This window comes from Salinispirillum sp. LH 10-3-1, from assembly GCF_030643825.1.
Classification (GTDB): Bacteria; Pseudomonadota; Gammaproteobacteria; order Pseudomonadales; family Natronospirillaceae; genus Salinispirillum.
Genome location: NZ_CP101717.1, coordinates 3,022,563 through 3,048,820 on the forward strand (window position 1 = coordinate 3,022,563; position 26,258 = coordinate 3,048,820).

At 53.9% G+C, this 26,258-nt stretch carries 22 protein-coding genes; 9 read left to right on the forward strand and 13 right to left on the reverse strand.

All coding sequences use genetic code 11. The features are described 5' to 3' along the window. Positions 1-66 precede the first annotated feature (66 nt). From pstB to NFC81_RS14000, 4 genes are all read right to left on the reverse strand, one after another. Positions 67-915, reverse strand: coding sequence for a phosphate ABC transporter ATP-binding protein PstB (pstB, locus tag NFC81_RS13985; RefSeq protein WP_304995090.1), 849 nt, complete (start codon positions 913-915; stop codon positions 67-69). Positions 916-990: 75 nt separating this feature from the next. Next, positions 991-2,658 carry a phosphate ABC transporter permease PstA gene (pstA, locus tag NFC81_RS13990; protein ID WP_304995091.1) on the reverse strand — a complete coding sequence of 556 codons (1,668 nt, stop codon included), beginning with the start codon at positions 2,656-2,658 and terminating at the stop codon, positions 991-993. 15 nt (positions 2,659-2,673) lie between these two features. Beyond that, positions 2,674-4,971 (reverse strand): ABC transporter permease subunit, encoded by a 2,298-nt coding sequence (locus NFC81_RS13995; protein WP_304995092.1) that lies wholly within the window; start codon positions 4,969-4,971, stop codon positions 2,674-2,676. Between the two features lie 167 nt (positions 4,972-5,138). Next, positions 5,139-6,113, reverse strand: coding sequence for a phosphate ABC transporter substrate-binding protein PstS family protein (locus tag NFC81_RS14000; protein WP_304995093.1), 975 nt, complete (start codon positions 6,111-6,113; stop codon positions 5,139-5,141). Positions 6,114-6,362: 249 nt separating this feature from the next. Between NFC81_RS14000 and NFC81_RS14005 the strand changes: the two genes are divergently transcribed. The 4 genes from NFC81_RS14005 (at position 6,363) to NFC81_RS14020 (ending at position 12,116) form a co-directional block, all read left to right on the forward strand. After that, positions 6,363-7,493: an ABC transporter ATP-binding protein gene (locus tag NFC81_RS14005; RefSeq protein WP_304995094.1), complete on the forward strand. Its 1,131-nt coding sequence runs from the start codon at positions 6,363-6,365 to the stop codon at positions 7,491-7,493. Between the two features lie 38 nt (positions 7,494-7,531). Continuing rightward, the gene (locus NFC81_RS14010; protein ID WP_304995095.1) at positions 7,532-8,497 is read left to right on the forward strand and encodes an ABC transporter substrate-binding protein; all 966 of its coding nucleotides are present in this window, start codon (positions 7,532-7,534) and stop codon (positions 8,495-8,497) included. Positions 8,498-8,501: 4 nt separating this feature from the next. Further along, complete coding sequence (locus NFC81_RS14015) at positions 8,502-10,223, forward strand: iron ABC transporter permease (protein WP_304995096.1); 1,722 nt, start codon at positions 8,502-8,504, stop codon at positions 10,221-10,223. A gap of 66 nt (positions 10,224-10,289) precedes the next feature. Then, the gene (locus NFC81_RS14020) at positions 10,290-12,116 is read left to right on the forward strand and encodes a Na/Pi symporter (RefSeq protein ID WP_304995097.1); all 1,827 of its coding nucleotides are present in this window, start codon (positions 10,290-10,292) and stop codon (positions 12,114-12,116) included. Here the strand turns inward: NFC81_RS14020 and NFC81_RS14025 are convergent. After that, positions 12,113-13,291, reverse strand: coding sequence for an HDOD domain-containing protein (locus tag NFC81_RS14025; protein WP_304995098.1), 1,179 nt, complete (start codon positions 13,289-13,291; stop codon positions 12,113-12,115). The two genes, NFC81_RS14020 and NFC81_RS14025, sit on opposite strands and share 4 nt — an antisense overlap. Positions 13,292-13,583: 292 nt before the next feature. Between NFC81_RS14025 and NFC81_RS14030 the strand changes: the two genes are divergently transcribed. Then, the gene (locus NFC81_RS14030; RefSeq protein ID WP_304995099.1) at positions 13,584-15,398 is read left to right on the forward strand and encodes a diguanylate cyclase domain-containing protein; all 1,815 of its coding nucleotides are present in this window, start codon (positions 13,584-13,586) and stop codon (positions 15,396-15,398) included. On the opposite strand, the gene rraA is transcribed toward NFC81_RS14030, so the two are convergent. Genes rraA through NFC81_RS14045 form a run of 3 tightly spaced genes read right to left on the reverse strand, consistent with a single transcriptional unit; the run spans position 15,395 to position 18,632 of the window. Continuing rightward, positions 15,395-15,889, reverse strand: coding sequence for a ribonuclease E activity regulator RraA (gene rraA, locus NFC81_RS14035; protein ID WP_304995100.1), 495 nt, complete (start codon positions 15,887-15,889; stop codon positions 15,395-15,397). The genes NFC81_RS14030 and rraA overlap by 4 nt on opposite strands. 15 nt (positions 15,890-15,904) lie before the next feature. Continuing rightward, complete coding sequence (locus NFC81_RS14040; protein WP_304995101.1) at positions 15,905-18,085, reverse strand: malate synthase G; 2,181 nt, start codon at positions 18,083-18,085, stop codon at positions 15,905-15,907. A 40-nt stretch (positions 18,086-18,125) separates the two neighbouring features. Continuing rightward, entirely contained in the window at positions 18,126-18,632 is a 507-nt protein-coding gene (locus tag NFC81_RS14045) for an ureidoglycolate lyase (protein WP_304995102.1), read from the reverse strand. A gap of 330 nt (positions 18,633-18,962) precedes the next feature. Here NFC81_RS14045 and xdhC point away from each other — a divergent pair, with 330 nt between their 5' ends. After that, a complete protein-coding gene (xdhC, locus tag NFC81_RS14050) occupies positions 18,963-19,826 on the forward strand; it encodes a xanthine dehydrogenase accessory protein XdhC (RefSeq protein ID WP_304995103.1) in 864 nt (287 codons plus the stop codon). A gap of 46 nt (positions 19,827-19,872) precedes the next feature. Continuing rightward, positions 19,873-20,379: a 2-oxo-4-hydroxy-4-carboxy-5-ureidoimidazoline decarboxylase gene (uraD, locus tag NFC81_RS14055; protein ID WP_304995104.1), complete on the forward strand. Its 507-nt coding sequence runs from the start codon at positions 19,873-19,875 to the stop codon at positions 20,377-20,379. 164 nt (positions 20,380-20,543) lie between these two features. Here the strand turns inward: uraD and NFC81_RS14060 are convergent, their stop codons facing one another. Beyond that, positions 20,544-20,948, reverse strand: a complete 405-nt coding sequence (locus NFC81_RS14060; protein ID WP_304995105.1) for a hypothetical protein — start codon at positions 20,946-20,948, stop codon at positions 20,544-20,546. Positions 20,949-20,990: 42 nt separating this feature from the next. Beyond that, positions 20,991-22,138, reverse strand: a protein-coding gene (locus NFC81_RS14065; protein ID WP_304994038.1) for an IS3 family transposase whose coding sequence is annotated in 2 segments (ribosomal slippage) — positions 20,991-21,901 and positions 21,901-22,138 — 1,149 coding nt in all. Because the reading frame shifts where the segments join, the coding sequence is not laid out codon by codon here. 63 nt (positions 22,139-22,201) lie between these two features. Between NFC81_RS14065 and NFC81_RS14070 the strand changes: the two genes are divergently transcribed. After that, positions 22,202-22,384 (forward strand): hypothetical protein, encoded by a 183-nt coding sequence (locus NFC81_RS14070; RefSeq protein WP_304995106.1) that lies wholly within the window; start codon positions 22,202-22,204, stop codon positions 22,382-22,384. 302 nt (positions 22,385-22,686) lie between these two features. On the opposite strand, the gene NFC81_RS14075 is transcribed toward NFC81_RS14070, so the two are convergent. From NFC81_RS14075 to NFC81_RS14085, 3 genes are all read right to left on the reverse strand, one after another. Next, positions 22,687-23,820 (reverse strand): MFS transporter, encoded by a 1,134-nt coding sequence (locus tag NFC81_RS14075; protein WP_304995107.1) that lies wholly within the window; start codon positions 23,818-23,820, stop codon positions 22,687-22,689. 129 nt (positions 23,821-23,949) lie between these two features. Continuing rightward, on the reverse strand, positions 23,950-24,669 hold the full coding sequence (gene arsH / locus NFC81_RS14080; protein ID WP_370529872.1) for an arsenical resistance protein ArsH: 720 nt from the start codon (positions 24,667-24,669) through the stop codon (positions 23,950-23,952). 48 nt (positions 24,670-24,717) lie between these two features. Further along, positions 24,718-25,020: an ArsR/SmtB family transcription factor gene (locus NFC81_RS14085; protein ID WP_370529873.1), complete on the reverse strand. Its 303-nt coding sequence runs from the start codon at positions 25,018-25,020 to the stop codon at positions 24,718-24,720. A gap of 128 nt (positions 25,021-25,148) precedes the next feature. Here NFC81_RS14085 and arsB point away from each other — a divergent pair, with 128 nt between their 5' ends. After that, complete coding sequence (gene arsB / locus NFC81_RS14090; protein ID WP_304995108.1) at positions 25,149-26,219, forward strand: ACR3 family arsenite efflux transporter; 1,071 nt, start codon at positions 25,149-25,151, stop codon at positions 26,217-26,219. Positions 26,220-26,258 lie beyond the last annotated feature (39 nt).

The window sequence follows — 26,258 nt, forward strand, 5'->3', positions numbered from 1 at the left end:
TCTCCGTTAACTCCGATGGTTAGTTTAAGGGCCGTAGCGCGACCCCATGCACAGCCTGTATTCAGTTTAGCCAAAGCGACCGGTGATATAGTCGTTGGTTTGCTTCTCACGTGGGTTGGTAAACATGTTGTTGGTGACATCGAACTCGATCAGATCACCCATGTACATAAACGCTGTGTAATCCGACACCCGCGCCGCCTGTTGCATGTTGTGCGTCACGATCACAATGGTGTACTTCTCTTTCAAATCATTGATCAGCTCCTCGATTTTCAGAGTCGAAATCGGGTCCAAAGCCGATGCGGGCTCATCCAACAACAGGACTTCTGGCTCAATCGCAATGGCGCGCGCGATCACCAGACGTTGCTGCTGACCACCTGACAAACCAAAAGCATTGTCGTGCAGACGATCCTTCACTTCGTTCCACAAGGCTGCACCACGCAGAGATTGCTCAACGACAGCATCCAATGTGCGGCGATCATTCACGCCCTGCAGGCGCAAGCCATAGGCGACGTTTTCATAAATGGTCTTCGGGAATGGGTTCGGCTTCTGAAACACCATGCCAACCTGACGACGCAGCTCAGCCACATCAACTTTGGGGGCATAGATGTTCTCACCGTCCATGTTGATCTCACCCTCAATACGGCAAATATCAACGAGATCGTTCATACGGTTGAAGCAGCGCAGTAACGTGGACTTACCGCAACCAGACGGCCCGATGAAGGCCGTGACACGTTTCTCAGGAATGGTCAGGTTAATGCCATTCAGCGCTTGGTCTTTGCCATAGAACAAACGCAGGTCCTTCACTTCTAACTTGATTTTCTCGTCAGCGAGGCTCAATGGCTTTTCGCTCTGCGCCAAGGCTTCCGCACGCGCGAAGGCACTTACGGCTTCATTCTGTGAGGTTGTGTCATTCATAGTCTCTTCTTCCCGCAAATTCTTTGGTGTCGATGTATTGGTGGCTTTAGTCATGGTAATTACCCGGGATCGCCCTTAATCGCCTTCGCTGCGATAACGCTCACGCAAACGGTTACGAATAGCGATGGCGGTTAGGTTAAGCAATACAATCAGCGCAACTAACGTCAATGCCGTGGCGTAAACCAACGGTCTAGCGGCCTCTACGTTCGGGCTTTGGAAGCCGACATCGTAGATATGGAAGCCAAGGTGCATGATCTTGCGCTCAAGGTGAATGAACGGGAACTCGCCATCGATGGGCAGCGTTGGCGCGAGCTTAACCACACCCACCAGCATCAATGGAGCAACTTCACCCGCCGCACGTGCAATGGCGAGAATCAGGCCCGTCATCATGGCTGGTGTGGCCAGAGGCACAACCACCTTCCACAAGGTTTCGGACTTGGTCGCACCGAGCGCCAATGAACCCTGACGAATGGTGCTCGGTATGCGCGCCAAACCTTCTTCAGTCGATACAATGACCACCGGCAGTGTCAGCAGTGCCAAGGTCAATGACGCCCAGAACAGACCTGGTGTACCAAAGGTGGGCGCAGGCAGCGCTTCTGGGAAGAATATCTGGTCAATGTTGCCACCCAAGAAGTAGACAAAAAAGCCCAAACCAAACACCCCGAATACGATAGAGGGCACACCGGCTAAGTTATAGACGGAAACACGAACAATACGGGTGATTGTGCCCTGCTTAGCGTATTCACGCAGATAGATCGCGGCGAGTACACCAAACGGTGTCACCATGACAGACATGATAAGTACCATAGTCACGGTTCCGAAGATCGCGGGGAAAATACCCCCTTCGGTGTTGGCTTCACGCGGATCTTCCGTTAAGAACTCCCACAAGCGGTCAAAATACTCGACGATTTTCGCGAATACTGTGATGTCATTCGGGCGAGTCACGCGCACCACATTGTTGAACCCTATGGTCAGCTCACGATCATCCGACATACGCATCTGCAAGCTATCACGCCGCTGGCTGGCGTATAGGCCGTCCAGCCGATTCCGTAAGGTCAGAAACTCTTCCTCCAAGCGTGCCCTTTCGGATGCAAAGCGCTCTTGCGCCACCGCCAGCTCCATGCCGGATACACCACGCAGCTCTACACTGCGCTCTTCAAGGCGAATGTTCTCGATGTCACGACTGATGCGTCCGATTTCGCCGCGTTCTATACGGCGGATTTCTGTGCGCAACTCCAAGCTTCTTGCCGTAGCCTCCTGAACCGCGTCATAGAAGCGCGGGTCATCTGCCACGATGCGCTCACCGTCAAATTCCATGGCTATTGGGTAGCCATAAAAATTACCCCACTCACGACGCTCTATCGCCAGTACTTCGGGCGGAAAGCGCAGCTCTGTCAGGTTCGGCTCTAGATGCCAAACAAAGTCCTGGCCAAACTGATCCCGATTACCACGCTTAAACAGTACTCGGTTCACCAAGTCCAGTTGTTCCGCGACCATCTGTCCCCCTTCACGGGCCACAGCCGCTGGCACTGTCTCGGTACGGGTAATTTCACCCAGTACCATGGAGCGCGCACCGGTAGCCAAGTCGACCACCTCAGCCTCTGCAACTTTAGCAGGCCAGAAGTGACCGAACCCTCGCACCGCGATCAAGCTCAACAGTCCGACGACCATGATGAGACTCAGAGCCAAGGCACCCCCGGTTAACCAGATCCAGGGAGTGCCACTACGAAACCATTCTCTCATTGCTATATCGCTCCCTTAAAGACTACTGTAGCGGCGGCGCAGACGCTGGCGCACCACTTCCGCGATGGTGTTGAAAATGAAGGTGACAATAAAGAGCACCAAGGCTGCGAGGAACAGGATTCGGAAGTGCGTACCACCGACCGCAGTTTCTGGCAGTTCAACAGCGATATTCGCCGACAGGGTGCGCATACCCTCGAAGATATTGAAGTTGACGATGGGGCTGTTGCCTGTCGCCATCAATACAATCATGGTTTCACCAATGGCACGTCCGAAGCCAATCATGATGGCCGAAAAGATGCCCGGGCTGGCCGTGGGGATAACCACCCCCATCACCGTCTGCCATGACGTCGCACCTAAAGCCAACGAGCCTTGCGTAAGATGTTTTGGTACGTTGAAAACAGCGTCTTCCGCAATGGAATAGATGGTTGGAATGACGGCGAAGCCCATAGCCACACCCACAACCATGGCGTTACGCTGGTCGTAGGTAATGCCGACATTGGTAAACCACTGGCGCATACTGCCGTCGAAGAAGGCGATTTCCACGATCGGACTCATCGTCACGCAGAGCCAACCGAAGAACAGGATAAATGGGATCAGGATCACCGCCTCCCAACCAGGAGGGATACGACCACTCAAGACCTTCGGCACGAATCTCCACAAGGCTGCCACACCGATCATCAGCAACGGCATGCCGATCAAGATACTGAACACCGCTGGTAAGTGGTTTTCCATAAAAGGGGCTAACCACAAGCCGGCCAAGAAGCCGAGGATAACGGTAGGCAATGCTTCCATGATCTCGATGACGGGCTTCACCTTGCCACGCAGTTTCGGCGTCATGAAGTAGGCGGTATATACAGCGCCTAACAAGCCCAAGGGCATGGCGAACATCATGGCGAAGAACGCGGCCTTGAGCGTACCCAAGGACAAAGGTATCAAGCTGAACTTAGACTCGAACTCATCCGAGGCGGAAGAAGACTGCCAGATGTACTCTGGATCACTGCGGCCTTCGTACCACACCTTGTTCCATAGTGCCCGCATAGAAATTTGCGGGTGACGATTCCACAACTCGTAAGCGATGACTTGATTATCCGCCGTCAGCGTCAGGGCGCGCTCGTTAATTTGCGACACGGCAACGCCGATCACCGGCGCATCGTTCACCCGTTTTTGCAGCAAGGTGCGCGCTGAAGTGCCGTAGTGAATGCCTACCACGCCCGATGCGTCACCGACTAAGAAGCCTTTGCGCGTGTATTCCGGTGCAATGGAGGTAATGGCTGCCCGATGTGCTTTGAAGTCCCGTACACGCTGCAACGTATACTCGTTGTTCGCATCACGTACGAGAAACCACTGCGACAAGGAACCGCTTTCCGTACCGATAATCATGGAAACCGAACCCACCAGAAAGTCGATAGCGGTTATCGGCTCGCCGACATCGATTGTCTGAATCAGGCGTGCATTGGCTGGCGTCGTTGTATCGTAATAGTGGATGCGCCCGCGGTCATCGATCACAAAGACGTTTCGCAGCGTTTTATCCAGCATGATTTTGGTAACAGACGCATTACCAGGAATCGCCGGCAGAGTGCCGCGGTTTGCCTGAATGGTCGTTTCGCCGGTCATCAGGTTCGCCCGAGCCGTCAATACACCCATGACCAACCGCCGATCTTCGGTAAAACCAACCACACCCATGGTCGGTGCACCACGCGTCGTAACCTGCATACCCAGAGCGGTTAAGGCACGCCCTTGCTGGTCGACAACAACGGGGTCAGTGCCAAACGGAAACTCCAGCTTCGGCTGGATATAACGCACGTCGTTCGGGAAACTCAAATCATACGCGTGACGCGTTGAGACAACCGACCCGTCACTCAGGCCGTAGGCCACGAAACGACCGATGTCTTCGCCATTGGCAAAGCTCGTCACTTCTGCACCGTCCGGTACATTCAAAGTGAACTCATTGCGTACCGTTCCCGTGTCTACCTCGAAAAAGCGCACCTTGGCGTCGTCGGTGTAGTAAAGACCTAATTCCTGATAGCGCTCTAGCCACAATCGTTCAACTTGCTGCCCTTCCTCTAATGCAGGCAGCGGCAAACGCACTTGCTCTTCCAGAGAAGCACCCTTAAAAATTGGCATTACTTCGTAAAACAAGTAAATGAAAATCAACGCCAACGAGAACACCACGCCAAACCCGGCCGTAGTAATGCCCCAGCGTGAAATGCCGTCGCGCAATTTGCGCCGCGACCGTCGTTTGGCACGTGTGGCTTCGTCCGGAAGCAGCGATTCAAAGGGTTCGCGCTCCTTAGGTGAAATAAGGTCTGTCATGATTTGCAGCTCTGTATGGCAGATGAGTGAACGCCCAACCCGGGCAAAACTGTTTCGACGCTGGCAGAATATGGCTTTTATATGACAGCTTTATGACAGTCCGTCATATTTTCCACGAAAACAAAAAAGCCAGCCCGAAGGCTGGCTCTTCTGCACACTGAGAGAACTTAGTTAATACCAAGATCCGACAGTACGCGCTGACCAATGGTGTTGGTGACTGGTACGAAACCGTCACGGTTAACCACTTCCTGGCCTTCTTTGGAGTACAACATCTTCACGAATTCGCGCATCAGAGGGTCCAGATCGCGGTTCGGGTTTTTGTTGATGTAAACGTACAGGAAGCGAGCCAACGGGTATTCGCCAGTGCCTGCGTTCTCTGCCGATGCTTCTACACAGTTACCGCCGTGCTCTGCAGCAAGATCCAAGACTTTCACGCCAGGCGTACGGTAGCCGATACCTGAGTAACCGATGCCGTTGATCGACTCAGTAACACCCTGTACCACAGAAGAAGAACCAGGCTGTTCGTTGATGCTTGATTTGAAGTCACCGCCGAACAGGGCGTTGTCTTTGAAGAACCCGTAGGTACCTGATACCGCGTTACGGCTGTACAAAGCGAAGTCACGGTTCTGCCATGCACCCGTCATGCCTACTTGGCCCCAACGCGTAATGTCGTTCGGGTAGTTACCCAGACGCGTTGCAGAGAAGATGGCGTCTACTTGTGGCAAAGACAGGCAGCTCAGTGGGTTATCACGGTTTACGTATACCGCCAGCATGTCGATAGCCACAGGCAGAGCGTAAGGCTCATAGCCGTGACGTGCTTCGAACGACTGGATTTCAGATTGACGCATCGCACGGCTCATGGGTGCCAACTGAGCTGTGCCTTCAGTGATTGCTGGCGGCGCAGTACCGGAACCAGCACCTTGAATCTGCACATTCACGTTCGGGTAGAACTTAGCGAATTCTTCAGCCCACAGCGTCATCAAGTTGTTCAGTGTGTCTGAACCGATAGACGTCAGGTTGCCAGATACACCAGAAGCGCGTGCATAATCAGGCAGGTTAGGGTCTACGTCTGCAGCCGCATTCAGGCTCAACGCAGCGGCACCGGCGAACGCGCCAGCCAGCAGTGTCTTCTTGAAGTTCATGTTGTTCTCCGCTATTGCAATTATTAAACCGTTACAAGGACGCTTCCCTTGCTTCGAGATGCACTATAGAAATCAATTGTGACGGTTACGTGACATCGAGAAAAAAATTTGTCACACCATGTACTGCTCAAAAGCTCCGGATGTAATGCCGCGAAAATACCGCACCAATCGCCAGACTGTCATAAAGCTGAAATGTTTTTGCCATATAACAAGTGTCGTCTACTTACTAATCCATGAGACGGTTCCATTATGTCGGCACCTGAAACCAAACCACTTCAAATCACCCATCTGCGCAAGGCGTTCCGCGAAGTCACTGCGTTGAGCGACATCAGCCTGTCCCTCGAAGCAGGACAGGTGCTTGCCCTGCTAGGCCCTTCGGGCTGCGGCAAAACGACCTTGCTACGCTGTATTGCCGGCTTGCTGGAGCCGGATGACGGTGCGATTTACATCGGCGGTCAACAAACTAATGGCGCAGGCAAGCACCTACCCCCCGAGGCCCGGCACCTCGGCATGGTATTTCAAGACTACGCCTTATGGCCGCACATGAGCGTGGCTGAGAACGTCGCCTTCCCGTTGGAAATGCGCAACGTAGCTAAGGCAGACCGTGGTGAGCGTGTGGAATGGGCTTTGCAAACTGTCGGTTTGGCAGCCTTTGCCGACCGCTCACCCGATACACTGTCTGGCGGCCAGCAACAGCGCGTTGCACTGGCTCGTGCCATTGTCGGGCAGCCCAAGTTGCTGTTGATGGATGAGCCCTTGTCGAACCTCGATAAAGGCTTGCGCGAATCCTTGGCGATGGATATTCGCCGCTTGATCAACGATTTAAACTTAGCTGCGGTATTCGTGACCCACGACCAGCATGAAGCCTTTGCACTGGCCGATCAGATCGCCGTCATGCAAGAAGGCCAGTTGCAGCAAATCACCAGCCCACAAGAACTCTACGACGCACCGGCTAACCCTGGCATTGCACGCTTTCTTGATGCCGGTACCTTGCTCAACGGCATTGCGGATAAAGACGGCATCGTACTCGACGACGACCAGACCCGCCTGCCACTTGTCGCAGAAAACGGCTACACCGGCCCGGTCACCTTGCTGTTACCGCGTAAAGCACTGACCTTAAATCACCAACCGGATTACCTGTCGCTGGACGCCACGCTCAGCAGTCTCATATTTCAGGGCGAGCACTACAGTTTGCGCGCCGAATTGAGCCCTGAAGTCGAAGTGTTTTTGCACAGCCGCCAGCCACGTGCCATCGGCCAACCCTTGACACTTTACCTCGACCCAAATGCCCTGATGGCCTGGACCGGAGAACAAACACCGCTGGCCATCAAGCAGTTCACCAGTGCGACGGCGCGCTTGCGCTCCGTAGCGCACTCATAAACCTTCACATAAAGCAGAACGACAACAGGAGTACACCCATGAAGAAGTTACTACAGACGGTTTCCATTGTCGGCGCGTTAACCGCGTCACTCACCGTGTCGGCGCAAACCCTCACCGTATACAGTGCGGGCCCCGGCAACCTGATCAACAATCTGGCGGCGGATTTCCAAACGGAAACGGGTATTCGTGTCAACGTATTCCAAGGCACCACCGGCCAAGTCATGGCACGCCTGGAGGCCGAGCGCGGCAACCCTTTGGCTGATGTCGTGGTGTCCGCCTCATGGCAGTCTGCGGTCGACCTGAAAGAACAGGGTGACCTGTTGGCTTACACCTCACCCAACGCCACCAATGTGCCTGATTTCCTGAAGGACACACACTACGTAGCGCAGGGTGTATCGGCTCTGGCTATGGTGTGGAACCGTAACAGCAGCACGCCGATGCCCAGCGAGTGGGCCGATCTGACCGATCCGGCCTACCGCAATGAAGTCACCATGCCCAACCCTGCGGAATCCGGCACAGCTTTTGAGCTGGTCACCGGCTTGATCACCGCCAATGGGGAAGAAGATACCTGGGGCCTACTGGGTGCTCTGAACGAAAACGGTATGATCGTACCCGGCCCTAACGCACGCGCGTTGAACCCGGTCTTGCAGGGTGCGAAGTCAGTGGTCTTTGGTGCGGTCGACTACATCGCTCTGGGCCAGCAGCAAAACGGCGAGGCCATTGAAGTCATCTTCCCGGCCAGCGGCACCGTCGCGGCCCCGCGCCCCATGATGATCATGAACTACAGCCAGCAGCAGGATGCCGCAAAACAATTCATCGACTTTGTACTGTCGGAGCAAGGCCAGAAGCGTGTCGCTGATGTCTATCTGATGCCAGCGCGAACCGACATTGCTGCATTGCGCCCCGGTTTGAACGAACTGAAACTGATTGATGTCGATGCTTTCGCCATGAACGAGCGTCGTGCTGACATTCTGGTACGTTTCCGTCGCGTAATGGGTCAGTAAGCACATGTCGATCTTCAGTTCAGACTTGTCCATGCCCCGTGCGGGCAGCCGTCGACTGAAGGTCGACGCTCGACAACTGGTTTTGTGGCTGACCACGGCAGCTCTGCTGCTGTTGGTCGCCCTGCCGTTGGCTTATGTTTTGTTGCAAGCGATCTTTCCGCAGATTACGCGCGGTCGATTCGACGGTGCATTCAGTCTCTTTATACCGACACTGAATGACCCCGAACTGCTTCGCTTGCTGCGTAATACATTGCAGCTCGGTGTCGCCGTTGTCATTGGTTGTGCAGCACTGGCTGTTCCACTGGGAGCTTTACGCGCCTTAACTCGAGTGCCCGGTGGCGCGCTATGGGACGTGATCTTTCTCGTCCCCTTTCTTATTCCTCCCTATATCGCTGCGCTAGCGTGGATGATGACGTTGCAGCCGCGCGGCTATATGCAGCAGTTGACCGGTCTACAAGCCGACAGCTTCCTCTTTTCTTTTTGGGGCATCACCTTTGTGATGATCCTGAATGTGTTCCCGGTGGTGTATTTCGCCGTTTCTCGCACCCTGTTAGCGGTTGGCGGGCGCTACGCTGCGGTCGGGCGGGTCAGTGGTGCAGGTCCGTGGCAAGCATTTTGGCGCCTCACGCTGCCATTATCCATTCCCGGCATCGCTGCCAGCTTGCTATTGGTGTTCGCCTTATCGATTGAAGAGTTTGGCACGCCCGCTACGCTCGGTGCGCAAGCCAACTACTATGTGCTGGTGACCGGTATTCATCAACGCTTCTCGGACTGGCCAATCGACATGCCCGGCGCGGCGATTTTGTCTCTGCTGCTGGTGATGCTCGCCATGGGTGCATTTTATTTACAACATTGGCTGGTAACACGGCGTTCATACGTTTCGGTGACCGGAAAACCCATGGCTTTCGAGCCGATTGAACTGGGTGTGTGGCGCTGGCCGGTGATTATTCTCTTCGTGCTCGTCGGTTTTATTTCGGTTGGGGTGCCTATATTGTCTGCTCTGGCCACGGCATCGACCGGCACCATCAGTGGTGGGCTGGCGTGGGACAACCTTTCAACTCGCCATTTCGAGACGCTGTTCAACGACCGTTTTGGTGCCTTGCGCGCGCTGTCCACCAGCCTTGGGCTCGCCACTGGGGCTGCCTTGGCGACTGGCGTACTGGGAGCCCTGATTGGTTACTTGGTGGTACGGGCAAAAACACGCGGGCATCAGGTGTTGGATTTCCTATCGCTGTTACCCAATACCATGCCCGCGATTGTGGTGGCTGTAGGTCTCATTCTGGCATGGAACCAAACCTTCTGGCCCATCCCGATCTACAATACTGCGGCTATCCTGCTGATTGCCTATACGTGCTTGTTGCTACCCTACCCAGTGCGCTACGCCAGTGCCAGCTTCCGCCAAATGAGTGAAAACCTGGAGGCCGCCGCGCGGGTCAGCGGCGCGGGATTTGTGCGCATGTTCTGGCGCGTGTTGCTGCCTGCTTTAGCGCCCAGCTTACTGGTTTCCATGTTACTGGTTTTCGCCATCGCCTCACGCGAACTGGTAGCCTCCTTAATGGTGGCCCCTGCGGGCATGGTCACAGTTTCAACTTTTGTATTTGGCCAGTTTGAGCAGGGTTCACCCGGCGTGGGGATGGCCATGAGTGTGGTGGCCATTTTTTCGACCACGGCTCTCTTGCTTGCCGTCACAGCCTTCAGTCGTAAAAAGCTCCCATTTGCAGGCTAACCATGGACGGCCGCCCCTTAAAGCGGCACCATGGCGGTAATTTCATAGCACTTGATGGCCGTGTTGATGCTACTGACCACTGCGCCCGTGTTGCGCCGTACTCGCCTGATTTCGAGCGTGGTGTTGCTGTTTGTGACCCTCGTATTTTTGGCTACGCAACCTGCGGTGGCGGGTATTGCCGCAGGCATCGGGTTGTTTTTGCTGGGCATGCAGCAACTGGAAAACGGCCTTCAGACACTCAGTGGCGGCCTGTTGGAAAGAGCCTTACGCCACAGCACAGCATCGACCACACGCAGTGTCGTGTTTGGCGCCAGTGCCACAGCTTTGTTGCAGTCCAGTTCACTGGTGACCTTACTCACCATGTCTTTCGTTGGTGCGGGGTTAATTACACTGCCCGCCGCCATCGCCATGTTATTCGGCGCCAATTTGGGCACTACCACGGGAGCCTGGCTGATTGCCGTGTTCGGCTTACGCATTGATATGGCTGCCCTCAGTATGCCGATGCTGGCCTTGGGCTTATTTCTGTTACGTAGCAAACAGCGCGAATGGTTAGCAGCCGGTCAGCTGTTGTCGGGCGTCGGACTACTGTTTCTCGGCATTCATTTTATCAAGCTGGGATTTGAAGGCTTGCAAGGTGTGCTGCTGGTGACCGACTTCGCCGCGCACGGGTTCTTCGCGATTCTGCTGTACACTCTGATCGGCATAGCCGCTACCGTTGTGATGCAGTCCAGCCACGCCAGTATGTTGATTACCCTGACGGCGCTCGCCAGTGGACAAATCAGCTACGACCAAGGCCTCGCCATGGCGATTGGTGCGAATATCGGCACCACAGTCACAGCGATCATCGGTGCTCTAGGTGGCAACGCCGCCGCGCGCCGGCTAGCCGCTTCGCATGTGGTGTTTAACGTTGGCACTGGCATTGTCGCTCTAATGCTGTTGACGCCACTGCGCCTGATCGTCGAAGGCGGCGCTTATCTTCTGCGCTGGGATGAACACGAGCTGACCTTGCGCTTGGCGTTGTTTCATACACTCTTCAACACACTAGGGTTAGCACTCACCCTACCTTTTCTGCCTCGACTCAGTAAGACACTGGAAGGTTACTTCCAAGAACCCATCACTGACCCCTTTGAACCCACAGAGGTGAAGCCGCAATATCTGACCCCAGATGCCCGCCTATTTGCCGACACCGCACTCACCGCGCTGGAGCGCGAATATGTGCACCTGAGTCAATTGACGTTGGCGACTATTCAGGGAGCGCTGGGACTCGCGCAAGCCCATAAAATGGACCAAGACCAATGGGCAGAGTACTTAGCGTTACCCGACAGCCTCGCTAACCCTGTGGATGCACAGCTCATGTACGAGCAAAATATTAAACCGCTCTACAGCGACATGGTGAGCTTTGCCTATGGGTTGGAGGTAAGCCGCACACCGGCACAAGAAAAGCGTGAGCGCGCCATTCTCAGCGCAGCACAGTATCTGGTAGAAGCCACCAAGCACACCAAACATTTGCAGAAGAACGTTCATCGGCTGTCACGCCTCAACCACCCAGACATTGCAGCCTTTTATCTACAACTTCGACTTCTGCTCAGCCGGGTGTGTATGGCCAGCCATGAGTTAGTTAACGATCAAGAAGGGCCAAACGACCTTGGTAACCTCGTGCTATTGAGCACATGGCAGAAGAACTTTGCAGCGGAAAGGGTAAATGAGTGGCAAGGTGCCTTACGGAATCGCCGACTCGACAGTCGTATTGCCACCTCCCTGCTGAATGACATGACCTACGTGCAGGATCTCGTCGAGGCGTTGCAGGAAGCCTTTACCCACTATTTTGCCGATAGGCAGGCCGAGGTATCGACCGAGGAGACAGGCACTTCCGTCGCGAATACGCCCCCTTAGGCTTCGGGTGTCGGGCGGGTGAATGCCAAGGCTGCCTCATAATCAAAACCGATACGACTGAGCAGACGCCGGGCCTCTTTCAGATCGTCGTCAATAACCATCACCGTGGCAATGCGCATAATTATGCGATCTACCTTCACGGTACCGGGAGGCAACTTATAGAGCGCACCCACACGTACACGCAAGTTTAATGGCAAACGCCACTGCATTTTTAACGCATTACCCGCCTCAGCGGCGTATTTTTCACATTGCTTGAGATACATCGCTTCGTCACCTTCTCCGCCCTGCTCAAGCCAGCGTTGAATCAGTTGCAAAACCACCATTTCACCAACGCGAAACAACATACCTGCGGTAAAGCATACCTCTTTGCTAAAGCGCACCTGCTGGGCTAAACGCATACTCATGGTCGCCACCTGTATAGACTCGTTGGCGAACCGCTTGGCCAGAGTTTGCAAAGTACTATCAACCAATTCACTGCCGGGTTGCATAGACAGTCCCAGCGCCAGATTGCGGGCCGTTTCAAAGCCAACCAGAGAGAGCGCTTCTGACAGGGTCTCTATGGACTTACCGTCAGAATTGTAAGTACCGCTGTTGGCAGCACCAATGACGCGAGCCAACAACGCCGGGTGTTGCCGCCAAACTTGAATCACAGACTCTGGTGTACCGTCCAAACCTTCCAGGCTCAGACGTACACTAGGCGGTAGCGGCATGCTGAGCTTGCCAGCATTCACGCGAAGCTGAATAAATTCGTCCAAAGGTTCTGGCGCTATAGCGTGTTGAGCAGGGTCGAGTTTCGGGGCGGCCATCAGTCCAGCCAGCCGCGCCATCACTTCATTAATTTTGAACGGTTTAGCGATGAAGGCATCAATACCATAGCGCCGGGCCTCCATCACCACCTGCTTGCCAGCGTGCCCACTGATCATAACGCGGCGGGTTTGTGGCGCGTCTTCATGAATGGTTTCCAGCAACTTCATACCACTGACGCCTGACAATCCCCACTCGACCAACACCAAATCAGCCTGATACGCCCGCCAATGCTTCATGGCGGATGGTACATCAACAAATAAGTGTACCCGAGAGCCGGACCATAATTGCTCTACCAATTGAGCCAATAGCTCAGCGATTGACGGGTCGTCTTCCAGAATAATGACTTGGAAAGGTGCAGATTTCTCCATGCGATCAATAGCGCTCCATCTCATAGTAAGCGTTGCTCGGCGCAGTTTCAGGCATTCCTCTAGAAAACTTTCCACTGCCCTTAGCACTCTAGTTCAATTTTTTGCGCCTCACCACTCAACCCTATTGGGCTAGCCATGAAAGCGCGGGTTGAACACAGATAGAACAAGGCCATCGTTTTCTGGCACTGAACCTTTAGATAACCTAATATACAACTATTACATAATAAAATAGCTGCCCGAACTCATCACAATGCTACTTGGGCTCCAATCTTGCGACCAATGGGAGCTTTACATGCGTGCCTTTGCACGAGGCTTTACCTTACTTCTGCTCAGCCTGGCGATTACGGCACATGCACAGGAACCGTTGCGCATCGTACAAGATCATGCGTGGCCCCCCTTTTCATACTTAAATCAGAACAATGAGCCAGAAGGCCTATTGATTGATCTATGGCGCGATGTAGCCGAAGCATTGAATCGTGATGTAGAGTTCACCCTGGTCGACTGGGGCGACACTTTGTCATTGGTGAGAGACAGCGAGCACCTGGTACATGGTGGATTGCTTCACTCACCGCAACGCGCACAGTACCTCGATTTTTCTTCCACGCTATTGCCGTTACGCGCCACTTTGTTCGTGGCCAACAGTGCGCAGAATCTCAATACCCTCAGCATGCCCGATTTAACAGGACGTACCGTTGGTGTCACACGTGGTGGATTTGAAGAAGAATTCATGCGTGACAACCACCCCAATATCACGTTGAGCCTTTACGACAACAACGACTTGCTGGTCACCGCCGCCGTTCGAGGGGAGATTCAAGCTTTTGTCGCCGACTACCCGGTGGGCATGTATTTTCTCGATCAAAAAGCATCACCGGAGCGATTTCGTGTATTGACGGTGCTGTACGAACTGCCATTGCATGCTGCCGTCGCAGCCAATAACCAAGCCTTACTGCAAGAAGTTGAAGCTGGTCTGGCCCTGTTGGGCCCCGAGCAAATTGCTCGCATTACACAAAAGTGGATGCGCACCGAACAAGTGGCGGTGTTGCCAAGGCATTTGCTACCCATGCTCTTGGTGTTAATAGCGGCGGTGATAGTACCTACGCTCTGGTTTTACAATCGACAACTGCAAGTGAAGGTCGCACGACAAACAGCAGAGCTGCGCGAGCGAGAAAAACGCCTGAGCTTACTGAACGAAAATATGGCCGACGTGATCTGGACAGCCGATGCTGATAGCTGCCTTAGCTATTTGAGCCCCTCCATCGAAAAGTTACTAGGCTATACGCCCACTGAGCTCATCGGTAAACCAATGATCGTTACCCTGACAGAAGAGTCCGTACATGACGCATTAAAATTATTGGGCGAGGCGATCACTGCCGCGCGTGAGCAAGCTGGCACGCGCTACATAGACCGCATGTCTGAATTGGCTCAGGTGCGTAAAGACCGCTCCGTAGTCTGGACTGAAGTCGCCGTACGTGCGTTTTTCGACATCAATGGCAATCTGGAAGGAGCGCAGGGTGTCTCGCGCGATATCACCGAACGTAAGCTGGCCCAAGATGCTATTCGTGAGCTGGCCTATTACGACCCGTTAACTCAACTACCCAATCGGCGCCTGTTGTCTGACCGCCTTGAGCAGGCTGTGGTATCTGCCGTACGTCGCCGTGAGCATGGGGCTGTACTGTTTCTCGATCTGGACAATTTCAAAGAAATCAATGATGCCCATGGGCATGAAATAGGGGATCAACTCCTGCAGCAAGTAGCACGTCTCATTTCTGCACAGCTGCGCGAGAGTGACACGGTCGCGCGCTTAGGTGGTGACGAGTTCATTATTTTGCTGAACCACTTACCGAAAGACTTGACCGAGGCCACAGCAGAAGCTCAGCGCTTGGCGCACAAAGTTTTAGACGCCCTGCACGAAAAGCTGGTATTGGAAGGCAAAGATTGCGCTGTTAAAGCCAGTATAGGCCTTACCCTCTTTGGCCAAGAAAGCGACCAAGCGAAAGAGCTACTGCGTGAAGCCGATAACGCCATGTACCAAGCAAAAAAAGCCGGGCGTCACTGCGTGGTCGCCTACGACCAAGCGGTGAATACCGGCTCAGATCACCTCGGCTAAGGCAGAGACAGGGCCTCTGCCGACACCAGCAAACCATTGCTGTCGGCGTACAAAAACTCGCCCGGATGGAAGGTCACGCCGCCGAATGTGACGGGCACATTCAATTCACCCACGCCTTTGCGATTGGTTTTTAGCGGGATAGACCCTAGGGCTTGTACCCCCAGATCCAGTCCACCAATGGCATTCACGTCGCGAATACAGCCGTAGATCACCACACCCGCCCAGCCTTGCTTAACCGCCGACTCAGCAATCATATCGCCCAACATGGCGCGCCGCATGGAGCCAGCACCATCAACGACCAATACCCGGCCGTTACCGGCGAACGACAACTGCTCTTTTACCAGCGAGTTGTCTTCACAGGCTTTTACGGTGACGATTTCTCCGCCGAAGGCTTCGCGGCCACCGTAGTTGATGAACATCGGCTCGCACACCCGGACCTTGTCCGGGTAGGCGTCGCACAATTCCGGTAGCAGATCGATATAATCTTCCATTACAGGCATCTCCTTTTAGGAAGCACGACGTTTTGCTTCTAGACGCCACTGGTGCAAGAGCGGCTCGGTATAACCACTCGGCTGTTCGCAACCCTTGAACACCAAGTCAGAGGCCGCTTGGAACGCGACGGACTCGGCAAACCGGCCCGCCATGGGCTGATACAGTGGGTCACCCGCGTTCTGTTGGTCGACCACGCTCGCCATACGCTGCAGGGTTTCCGTTACCTGTTCCTTGGTCACCACGCCGTGGCGCAACCAGTTAGCAATGTGCTGGCTTGAAATACGCAACGTAGCTCGGTCTTCCATCAGGCCAACGTTGTTGATGTCGGGCACTTTTGAGCAACCGATGCCTTGATCAATCCAGCGTACAACGTAGCCCAATATACCCTGAGCGTTGTTGTCCAACTCTTGCTGAATCTCGCTCGCCGACCAATTGGCTTCGGCCGCAACCGGCACGGTCAGCAAACCTTCTAACAAGCGCGCACGTTCTTCGCGAAAGCCAATACGCTCCATTTCCATCTGAATGGCGGGCACGTCCACTTGGTGATAGTGCATGGCGTGCAACGCCGCAGCGGTCGGTGAGGGCACCCATGCAGTAGTGGCACCGGCTTTCGGGTGACCAATTTTCTGTTCCAGCATATCGGCCATCAAATCCGGCATGGCCCACATACCCTTGCCGATCTGCGCCTTACCGCGCAAGCCACAGGACAAACCGGCCAAGACGTTATTCCGCTCGTACGACTGTATCCACGCCGTGGTTTTCATTTCGCCTTTGCGCAACATCGGGCCTGCTTCCATCGCGGTGTGCATCTCGTCGCCGGTACGGTCCAAGAAGCCGGTGTTAATAAACACCACCCGTGATGCCGCCGCATCGATGCAGGCACGCAAATTCACCGAGGTGCGGCGCTCTTCATCCATGATGCCCATTTTTAGGGTATCGCGCGGCAGACCCAAGGCGTCTTCCACCCGCCCGAACAACGTGCTGGCGAACGCCACTTCCTCTGGCCCATGCATCTTCGGTTTCACAATGTACACGCTACCAGTGCGCGAGTTACCACGGCGTTTCAAGTCGTGCATGGCGATCATGCTGGTAATAACAGCATCCATGATGCCTTCAGGAATTTCCGTTCCATCGGCCAACAGAATGGCCGGGTTGTTCATCAAATGACCTACGTTACGCACGAATAACAGTGAGCGGCCATGCAGGCGTAAAGACGAACCGTCAGCGACGCGGTAATCACGGTCGGCGTTCAAGCGGCGGGTAATGGTCTTGCCACCCTTCTCCATCACTTCGGTCAGGTCACCTTTCATCAGACCCAGCCAGTTTTTGTACACCACGACCTTGTCGGCGGCATCAACGGCAGCCACGGAGTCTTCACAATCCATGATGGTGGACAGCGCCGCTTCCATCAGGACATCTTTCACACCCGCCAAATCGGTTTTGCCAATCGGGTGCTCGCGGTCAATCTGAATTTCAAAATGCAGGCCGTTGTGCTTCAACAACAAGGCTACTGGGTTGTCTGGCGCGCCTTGATAACCACGGAATTGGTGTACGCTTTTCAGCCCGGTTTCACGTCCACCTTGCAAGGTCACCAGCAGGTGTGGACCCGATACACGGTAACTGGTGGCTTGGGCATGTGAGCCTTCTGCCAAAGGCGCCGCTTGGTCGAGGAAATTACGCGCAAATTCGATGACTTTTTGGCCGCGTACCGGGTTATAGGCACCCGTTTTCTCGGCGCCGTCTTCTTCTGAAATAGCATCCGTTCCGTAGAGTGCATCGTACAGACTGCCCCAACGTGCATTGGCGGCATTAAGTGCGTAACGCGCGTTCATCACCGGCACCACCAACTGAGGGCCGCATTGTTCCGTAATCTCGGTATCCACGTTTTGTGTCGTCGCAGTTACAGACTCGGGTGACGGCACCAAATAACCAATCGACTCCAAAAAGGCGCGATACGCCGTCGGGTCCTGAATCGGTCCGGGGTTCGCGCGATGCCATTCATCCAACTGCTTTTGCAGGGTTTCGCGCTTCTCCAGGAGTGCCCGATTCACCGGCGCCAGCTCATTGGCGAGATCGCTGAACGCTTGCCAAAACGCGGCGCTGTCTAAACCAGTGCCCGGCAGGGCATCCTGTTCAATAAAGTTGTGCAGTGCGGCATCTACCTGAAGCTGCTGGCATGTTACTCGCTGGGTCATGGTCGGGTTCCTCATTTCTTATAATCTGTCTAGGCTGGATTCAGCCTCTGGGATCCAGCACGATGCGCACATCCTCTGGAAAAAAGTGTTCGTCGCAATTCGGCAGGCTGCCCGTTCGGTCGACCACCAGAAAATCGTCCACCGGCATCAACGGCAGCACCGGATGGTGCCAAACGCCCGCGTGGTAGTTCACCCCTTGCGCGCCATTGGTGACAAACGCCCGAATCGCTTCCGGGGCCGGTACATCAGCAGCCGGGGCAACCACCACTAAAAATGGCTTCCCTAACAAGGGAATAAACGCCTGACTGCCGTGCGGGTGGCGTTCCAACATGGTGATGTCTAACGGCATTTTGGATGACTTCGCCCGGAACACACTGATGATGGCGTGGCCGTCGTCAGGTCCGGTGGAGACATCAGCCAAGCGGTGAAAACGCTCGGTGGTGCCATTGTTGATCGGGAAAGAGTCTCGCCCTTCCGTCTCTATCACATCGCCGAAGGGTGCAAACGCCTCTTTCGTCAGGTAATCCGGTTTTAGAATGTATTCCATGTGCGTGCCTTTTCGGGTTCTTCTCAGCAAGCGTAGCGTATCGCAGCGGCGGCTGGGAAAAGTTTCATAGGTTTCGACAAAACCGGACTAACTATGGCTTGTCATCGTAAAGCATCATCCGGAGGATGGCGACAGTTGGCGCCATACACAGGACTTATAACTGCTATTTACAGCAGGTTATTGTCACTCCGAATAATCTGTGTTTTTTTGCATAACGTCAGTGTATCCAGCTTTTTGCTGCCTCGCCAATAGAATGACCAATCGGTCAGGTTTTGTGGAAAATCTCTCTTCTTGCGTCTATGATGGGGTTATCAATAGGCAGGCCAACATATGAACAATCCACTCCATTGGTACGAAGCCCTACAGATTTGCAAACATCGCGGTGACGCCTTTGTGATGGCCACCGTGTTGTCTGCGGGCGGTTCTACGCCGCGCGATCAAGACGCCAAAATGGTAATCACGCAAAACCAGCAATTCGATACCATCGGTGGTGGCCGATTGGAGTTTGAAGTGATCAACCTCGCCCGTAACGCCCTGGAAAAAGGCGAGTCGGGTTATCGCATCGAAAAATTCGCCCTTGGCTCGCAACTGGGTCAGTGTTGCGGTGGCAGCGTCAGCGTGTTGCTGGAATCCTTTACTGCGACGCAATTCCAAGTGGCTGTGTTTGGCGCTGGTCATGTGGCGCACGCCCTTATTCCTATTTTGGGTGCTCTGCCATGCCAAGTGCATTGGATAGACCAACGTGCCGAACTGTTTCCCGAGCAGCGCCCTCCCAACGTGAAACCCTTACCGGCACAAGACCCAGCGGCGTGGGTGGCAAAACTGCCTGAGGGTACAGACTTAGTAATCATGACGCACAATCATGACCTCGATTTCGCCATCACAGTCGCCGCATTGCAGCGCCCAGAGCTGCGCAGCATAGGATTGATCGGATCGCGCACCAAGGCACGGCGTTTTCAGCATCGGCTTGGCCAGCTCGGTTTTTCGGCGGCGGAAATCGAACGGGTAATCTGCCCGATTGGGCTGTCGGATGTACCAGGAAAGCTGCCGATGGAGGTTGCTGTATCGGTTGCTGGGCAGTTAATTGCGCGCGAACATCAGGACCATCCGAAGCCCGCGTGGCGTGGTTTGGGCAAAAAAGACATCAAAGAGCTTTTGCATTCAGGCCCCGAGACTGTGCACAATGACGAATAGAGTGCGATGTCCACGTTGGACCGGTCGCCGTGAGGTGTGAACCATCATGACTTTAGACGAGTTAAACCAGTTAGACAGCACCGATGCGCATCAGAAGTTTCAGGGATGCTGCGCGTCAACCTACTGGGTAAAGGGTATGTCTCGTGCGCGCCCGTTTGAAGATTGGGCAGAGTTGCTGAGTACGGCGGCGGAACTCGAAGAAGAAATGACGGATGAGGATTGGCTGGAGGCCTTTGAGGGTCATCCGCAGATTGGCGATGTGTCTACGTTGCGTGAGAAGTACGCGAGCACGAAGGCGTTGGCGGCTGGTGAGCAGTCGGGTGTCGACAGTGCGGATGAGGCGACTCTGCAAGGTTTGGCCGACGGTAATAAGGCTTATTTCGATAAGTTCGGGTTTATCTTCATTGTGTGTGCGACAGGTAAGAGTGCGGCGGAGATGCTGGCTTTGTTGGAGCAGCGTTTACCGAATGATCGCAAGACGGAGTTGCGGATTGCGGCGACGGAGCAGGCGAAGATTACGCGTATTCGGTTAGAGAAGTTGCGGGCGGCCTGATTCGACCAATCGACTTTTCGGCGTAGGCTTTCGGGGTGTGCCTCCGGCGCTCCACGGCAGGCCGGGAGTGACCAAGAAAAATGCTTAGACATTTGTCTTGCCCTTCGGGCGCCTGAGCCGGTCTTAAATGTTCTCGCATTTGATCGCGCCTTGAGGCACCCGCCCTACGCAATGAGCTGACTTTCCCCCGCTAAGCGACGAATCTCTTTAGCCATGATGTCATTGATGGAAAAGTTCTCTTCCAACCACTGCAACTGCGCCAGAGCTGATGCGGGTGTTTTACTGTATCCCTGACAGAACATTTCAAATAAAGGTTCAACCAACGATAGCCGAACCTCCGCACGACGGTCTGGCATGTACCGGTCGACCTCTGCCGAATGTATTTCATGCTTTATGTGCAACAGATCAAGCAGTCGATCTGCAGAAAAAACCTGCACAAATTTAAATGCCGACAGTTTTTCTCCCCGGCAGTAACGCCCTAAGCCAACATACAAGTTCGTTAGGCTTTCACCAATAATCCACTCGATATCACTGCTTCTCGAGTAACTGCCAGCCGCATTGGTTGGCATCAGTAAATCACAGTTGAATCCTTCTGAATCGCCACTAGCATGCTAGACACTTTCCAGCCTCTCATTGTAACGCTTCTCATACTCTACCGGTGACAGCAGATCATTGGAATTGTGTCGGCGCACCGGGTTATAAAACAACTCAATGTAGTCGAAGATGTCGACTCGAGCCTCTTCTCTTGTCGTATATATCCTGCGCCTGATTCGTTCCCGCTTCAGTAGCTGGAAAAAGCTTTCTGCCACCGCATTGTCATGGCAGTTCCCGCGACGACTCATGCTGCCGACTAAGTTATGTGCTGTTAAAAACTCACCCCAATCATGGCTCGTATATTGGCTTCCTTGGTCTGAATGCACGATGACCTCTCTTTTAGGCCTTCGTCGCCATACGGCCATCAGCAACGCATCAAGAGCCAGTTCTTTAGTTATCCTGGCACCCATCGACCAGCCGATGATACGGCGCGAAAACAAATCCATTACTGCACCCAAGTACAGCCAGCCTTCGTGTGTTTTGATGTATGTGATGTCCGTTACCCATGATTGGTCAGGGCCGGATGGATTAAATTGCCGATCCAGTACATTGGCCGTAACAACATGTGCCAGCCCCTTATGAGCCCTTGGTTTTCTATATCCAACTTTGGCTTCGAGTCCCGCGCCTTTCATTAGACGATGCACTCGGTTAATACCACAAGGCTGTCCAACATCCTGCAAGTCACGATGGATCTTGCGATAGCCGTACACACCACCTGATTCCAGCCAAAATTGTTTGATTTGACCGGTCAGACGTTCATTAGCCTTTTGTCGCAAAGACTTCGGGTCCCGAAGCCATGCGTAGTACCCGCTGGGATGCACATCAAGCAACCAGCACAAACGCCTAATGGGGTGGCTGGCCTGATGTTGCTTAATAAAGACGTACCTTACTCGGGGTGGCTTGCGAAGTACGCCGCGGCTTTTTTTAACAAGTCGCGCTCTGAAGTAACACGCTGGAGCTCCTTCTTCAGACGACGGATCTCAGCCGCTTCTTCTGACTCTTGTTGATGCTGCTGAGCACTCGGGCCAAAGCGTTTGATCCATGCATACAGGCTGTGCGTTGTTGTGCCCAAGCGTTGTGCGACATCAGCAACACTGTGGCCAGCAACAGTGACTTGTTTAACCGCTTCAATCTTAAATTCATCAGGGTAACGTTTGTGACTCATAGACACCTCTTTTTCAGTCATTTTCTCTAACTGTTAGGTGTCTAGCAAATTAGTGGCGATTCAATGACCAAATCTTTTAGGACTGCATCGATATACCTATTGCATTTACCAACTGCTCTTGCCGTAGCCATACTGGAAGCGCTTAAATCAGACAGTACTATTGCCAGCATTCTAACCATGATGCTGCTGGCCTATTCTGTAGGCTTGGCTGGCACCTATGTCGCCCTGAAATATCGAGACTCTTAAACGCATGAACAGAGCACAACCATTTACTACTTTACTGCCTACCTTCACCATTAGGGCAACCTTCGCCGCACTCTTCGTCGGCGTCCTTGTCATTGCTGCAACTATCGCCCTGCCAACCTATCAAGTGCACAAGAACTCTGAGCAGGCCATTTCGGAATGTGGTTTCGGCAATATTTCATCGGTTACACGCTACGAATTTGAGTGCAAAGCAGTGGGAGTATCTAATGAGCTCATTACGAGCGTGGAAAGAAGTTGAATTATCGAAAGCCCCTGACCTGAAAAAACATCTACTACCACTCCTGTTACTTTTGTCCAGTAAGCCGCAGCGAAAACAACAAAAGCACCAGTGCAACACCACCAAGTCCATAAAACTCTGGGGCAACTTCCCAAGCGATTAACAGACTAGCCAGCAGCGCACCCACGGCGGCGGCTAAGTCGCGCCAAAAGGTGAAGGTGTTGAGGGTTTGTTGGCGTTCGAGCACGGCACCCACTCGGTCGGACAGCAGTTTGGGTACGAGAATCATAAAAGCCCCATGGCCCAAAATACCCAGCACACTGGCCAGCAACACCACTTGCAAACCCATCAAACCGCAGGCCACCAGCATCAGGCCAAGCGCGATTACGAGCCAAAATCGGTCGTGTTGCCAAATATCGAAACGCACGGTGAGCATGCCGAGCGTGGTGTTGTAGATTCTCTTAAACACCAGCAGTGCAGAGGTGACGGTCAACGCCATGGGGATAGACCACCCAGTGGCGACCAACAGCGGTGCTAGGATCACGGTCCACACGCCATCAAACAGCAGGCACAGTAGGAAAGTCAGGCGATGCCATGCATCGGGCCACGGCCATTGCGCGCCGGTGGAAACACCACGATCGGCGTGCGGTACGGGTAGCGCCAGCGCGGGAATCAGGGCAAGTAAACACAGCACAAAAGCGAGCAGCAACACCGCTTGCGCGGAGATGTGCACCACCAATAAGGGGGTCAGCAGAATCACCAGCAATGGTCCCATTTCCTGAATACTGGTGTACCAACCGAGGTTGATCATCCGCCGTTCTGGCTCTTCCGTGGCGTAATGCAAACAGGCTAGGCGCATCAAGGCGTAGGCACAACCCCAGAGTAAACGCGCGAACAACAACGTCCATGGGCTGAACAAAAACACAAAGCTCAAACTGGCAGCGCTGGCTAACACCACCGCCTGAATCAGCGCGGTGCGCGCACCAAAGTACTGAAACCACGGCACCAGCCACGGGTTCACGAACAGGCGTACAAAACGGTTGGCGGACAATAAAATGCCCACCCAAAGTACGGTTAAACCGAAGCTGTCGAAGAACAACGGCAGCAGTAAATACAGCACTGCGTCCGACACCAGCGTGAGCGTCAGCACGAGGCTGGCGAGCACCGTTGAACGGCTACCCTGATGGATCAGGCGCAGCATCGTCTAGGTTCTTTTGTTTGGCAATTTTCTAGCACGGCATAATTGGGAATATATAAAAGCCTCAAAGGCGAAGAGCTGGCTAGGCAAAAATGGCCGAGAAAGCGCAGTTTACTGATAGTAAATGAGCATTTAGAGGACATTTTTAACAACGCCAGATCGAGAAAAGGAGGCTTTAATATGCTCCCAAGCGTCTTTGTGTTCAGAGAAGCGATACGTCAGCCCTTCGGTTTGGTCGCGCAGTAACAAGGTAAACCGAAACAGCTCCTCCATCACATCCACCACCCGATCTCTGAACGCGGAGTCCTTCATTCTTCCATCGGCGTGAAACTCTTGCCATGCTTTCGCAACAGAGGACTGATTCGGAATGGTGAACATGCGCATCCAACGCCCTAAAATGCGCAGCGAATTCACCGCATTAAACGACTGCGAACCGCCACTCACCTGCATTACCGCCAAGGTTTTCCCTTGCGTCGGGCGAATCGCTCCCATGCTCAGCGGAATCCAATCGATCTGGTTTTTGAACACTCCCGTGATGTTGCCATGCATTTCCGGCGAGCTCCACACCATGCCTTCGCACCACTGTACCGCATCGCGCAGCTCCTGCACTTTCGGATGGTCGACCGACACATGGTCAAATACCGGCAGGCCTGTAGGGTCGAAGACTTTCACCTCGGCGCCAAAGTGCGTCAGCATACCCGCAGCCTCCAAGGCCAGTTTTCGACTGTATGATTCAGGCCGCAACGAGCCGTACAGCACCAAAATACGCGGCGGGTGTGTTTTACGTTGCGCTGTGTTTTCCGCTTGCAGCGCCTGCACATCGGCCATTGAATGGTTGGGTACTAAAGACATGATGAATCCTATATTTCTAGATATATCGAAGTATTTAGGCAAAAAAACTCAGCAGCGTTGGTTCACACAACACTCTTCTTGCAGGAAACCGATCAACAAATTCAGTCGGTCATATTGCGCAAAGCAGCGCAATACCCGCCCTTCGCGTACCTGCCGCACCAACCCCACCCTCATCAAACGACTGATATGGTGCGACAAGGTAGAGCCGGGCACGGCCAACGTACTTTGCAAGTCAGCGACCGGCATACCGGTTTTTCCTGCTTTCACCAGCTCACGGTAAATACCCAGCCGAGTGGGGTGCCCCAACTCCGCCAGCTGCTCTGCCGCTTGCTCTAAGTTCAGTGTGCTCATGACTGACTATTATCAATAGTTTGGATTGCTTGTAAATATATTTCTAGTAATATGGAAATATAACCAGAGCTCATGCAAGTCGTCGCAGAGCTGACACTCAAACCGCTAAACATAGAAGACCGCACACCATGCCTATTTTCGAACGATATCTCTCTGTCTGGGTCGCGCTGGCAATCGTCGTCGGCTTGGTGTTGGGGCAAGTTGCTCCAGCACTCGTCGGCACGCTGGCCTCCTTGGAATACGGCTCAGTCAATTTCGTTATTGCCGTACTGATCTGGCTCATGGTCTACCCCATGATGGTATCGGTGGATTTCAGTTCACTAGCGCGTGTGCACGAACGCCCCAAAGGCATCATCATCACGCTGGCCGTCAACTGGTTAATCAAACCCTTCACCATGGCAGCGCTCGGCGTACTCTTCTTCGACTGGATTTTCGCCCCGCTGATCGAACCCGGCACCTCCGGGCAATACATCGCCGGTATGATTTTATTGGGCGCAGCGCCCTGCACCGCCATGGTGTTCGTTTGGTCGCAGCTCACCAAAGGCGACCCCAACTACACGCTGGCGCAGGTCTCGTTGAATGACGCCATCATGATCTTTGCGTATGCGCCCATCGTTGCGCTGCTGCTGGGCGTAACGGACATCACCGTACCCTGGGAAACCTTGGTGTTGTCGGTCATTCTGTACATAGTCATTCCGCTAACGGCGGGAGTTCTGACAAGGGTCTACATGACCAAAAAAGCCACCAGCACCGAAGATGTCTCAGCCATGGTCAGCGCGTTCACCGCTAAGGTAAAACCGCTGTCTGTGCTCGGTTTACTGGTAACCGTTACGCTGTTGTTCGGTTTCCAAGGCGACATCATGCTCAATAACCCTCTGATTATTGTACTGATCGCCATTCCACTGCTGATCCAATCGTACGGCATGTTTGCCGTGGCTTATTGGAGTGCCAAGGCATGGCGCGTGCCGCACAAAGTCGCTGCGCCCTGCGCTCTGATTGGCACGTCGAACTTCTTTGAAATGGCGGTCGCCGTTGCTATTGGGTTGTTCGGGCTCAACTCCATTGCGGCTCTCGTCACCGTTGTTGGCGTACTGGTGGAAGTGCCGGTGATGCTCTCGTTGGTGTGGTTTGCCAATAAGACAAAGCACTGGTTTCCGGCGGAAGAGTCGGCTATTCGGTCAACGAAATCAGACGTATAGGGCGCCTTCTTTAGACGCCATCATAAGCCCACTACAGCG

Excerpts from the sequence above, each read along its gene's own strand:
- uraD (WP_304995104.1), top strand. The coding sequence starts at position 19,873 with ATGACTTTAGACGAGTTAAACCAGTTAGACAGCACCGATGCGCATCAG.
- NFC81_RS14005 (WP_304995094.1), top strand. The coding sequence starts at position 6,363 with ATGTCGGCACCTGAAACCAAACCACTTCAAATCACCCATCTGCGCAAG.
- NFC81_RS13995 (WP_304995092.1), bottom strand. The coding sequence starts at position 4,971 with ATGACAGACCTTATTTCACCTAAGGAGCGCGAACCCTTTGAATCGCTG.
- NFC81_RS14040 (WP_304995101.1), bottom strand. The coding sequence starts at position 18,085 with ATGACCCAGCGAGTAACATGCCAGCAGCTTCAGGTAGATGCCGCACTG.
- NFC81_RS14060 (WP_304995105.1), bottom strand. The coding sequence starts at position 20,948 with ATGCCAACCAATGCGGCTGGCAGTTACTCGAGAAGCAGTGATATCGAG.
- NFC81_RS14030 (WP_304995099.1), top strand. The coding sequence starts at position 13,584 with ATGCGTGCCTTTGCACGAGGCTTTACCTTACTTCTGCTCAGCCTGGCG.
- rraA (WP_304995100.1), bottom strand. The coding sequence starts at position 15,889 with ATGGAAGATTATATCGATCTGCTACCGGAATTGTGCGACGCCTACCCG.
- NFC81_RS14015 (WP_304995096.1), top strand. The coding sequence starts at position 8,502 with ATGTCGATCTTCAGTTCAGACTTGTCCATGCCCCGTGCGGGCAGCCGT.
- NFC81_RS14070 (WP_304995106.1), top strand. The coding sequence starts at position 22,202 with ATGACCAAATCTTTTAGGACTGCATCGATATACCTATTGCATTTACCA.
- NFC81_RS14020 (WP_304995097.1), top strand. The coding sequence starts at position 10,290 with ATGCTACTGACCACTGCGCCCGTGTTGCGCCGTACTCGCCTGATTTCG.
- NFC81_RS14000 (WP_304995093.1), bottom strand. The coding sequence starts at position 6,113 with ATGAACTTCAAGAAGACACTGCTGGCTGGCGCGTTCGCCGGTGCCGCT.
- NFC81_RS14075 (WP_304995107.1), bottom strand. The coding sequence starts at position 23,820 with ATGCTGCGCCTGATCCATCAGGGTAGCCGTTCAACGGTGCTCGCCAGC.
- arsH (WP_370529872.1), bottom strand. The coding sequence starts at position 24,669 with ATGTCTTTAGTACCCAACCATTCAATGGCCGATGTGCAGGCGCTGCAA.
- pstA (WP_304995091.1), bottom strand. The coding sequence starts at position 2,658 with ATGAGAGAATGGTTTCGTAGTGGCACTCCCTGGATCTGGTTAACCGGG.
- NFC81_RS14045 (WP_304995102.1), bottom strand. The coding sequence starts at position 18,632 with ATGGAATACATTCTAAAACCGGATTACCTGACGAAAGAGGCGTTTGCA.
- NFC81_RS14010 (WP_304995095.1), top strand. The coding sequence starts at position 7,532 with ATGAAGAAGTTACTACAGACGGTTTCCATTGTCGGCGCGTTAACCGCG.
- arsB (WP_304995108.1), top strand. The coding sequence starts at position 25,149 with ATGCCTATTTTCGAACGATATCTCTCTGTCTGGGTCGCGCTGGCAATC.
- xdhC (WP_304995103.1), top strand. The coding sequence starts at position 18,963 with ATGAACAATCCACTCCATTGGTACGAAGCCCTACAGATTTGCAAACAT.
- NFC81_RS14085 (WP_370529873.1), bottom strand. The coding sequence starts at position 25,020 with ATGAGCACACTGAACTTAGAGCAAGCGGCAGAGCAGCTGGCGGAGTTG.
- NFC81_RS14025 (WP_304995098.1), bottom strand. The coding sequence starts at position 13,291 with ATGGAGAAATCTGCACCTTTCCAAGTCATTATTCTGGAAGACGACCCG.
- pstB (WP_304995090.1), bottom strand. The coding sequence starts at position 915 with ATGAATGACACAACCTCACAGAATGAAGCCGTAAGTGCCTTCGCGCGT.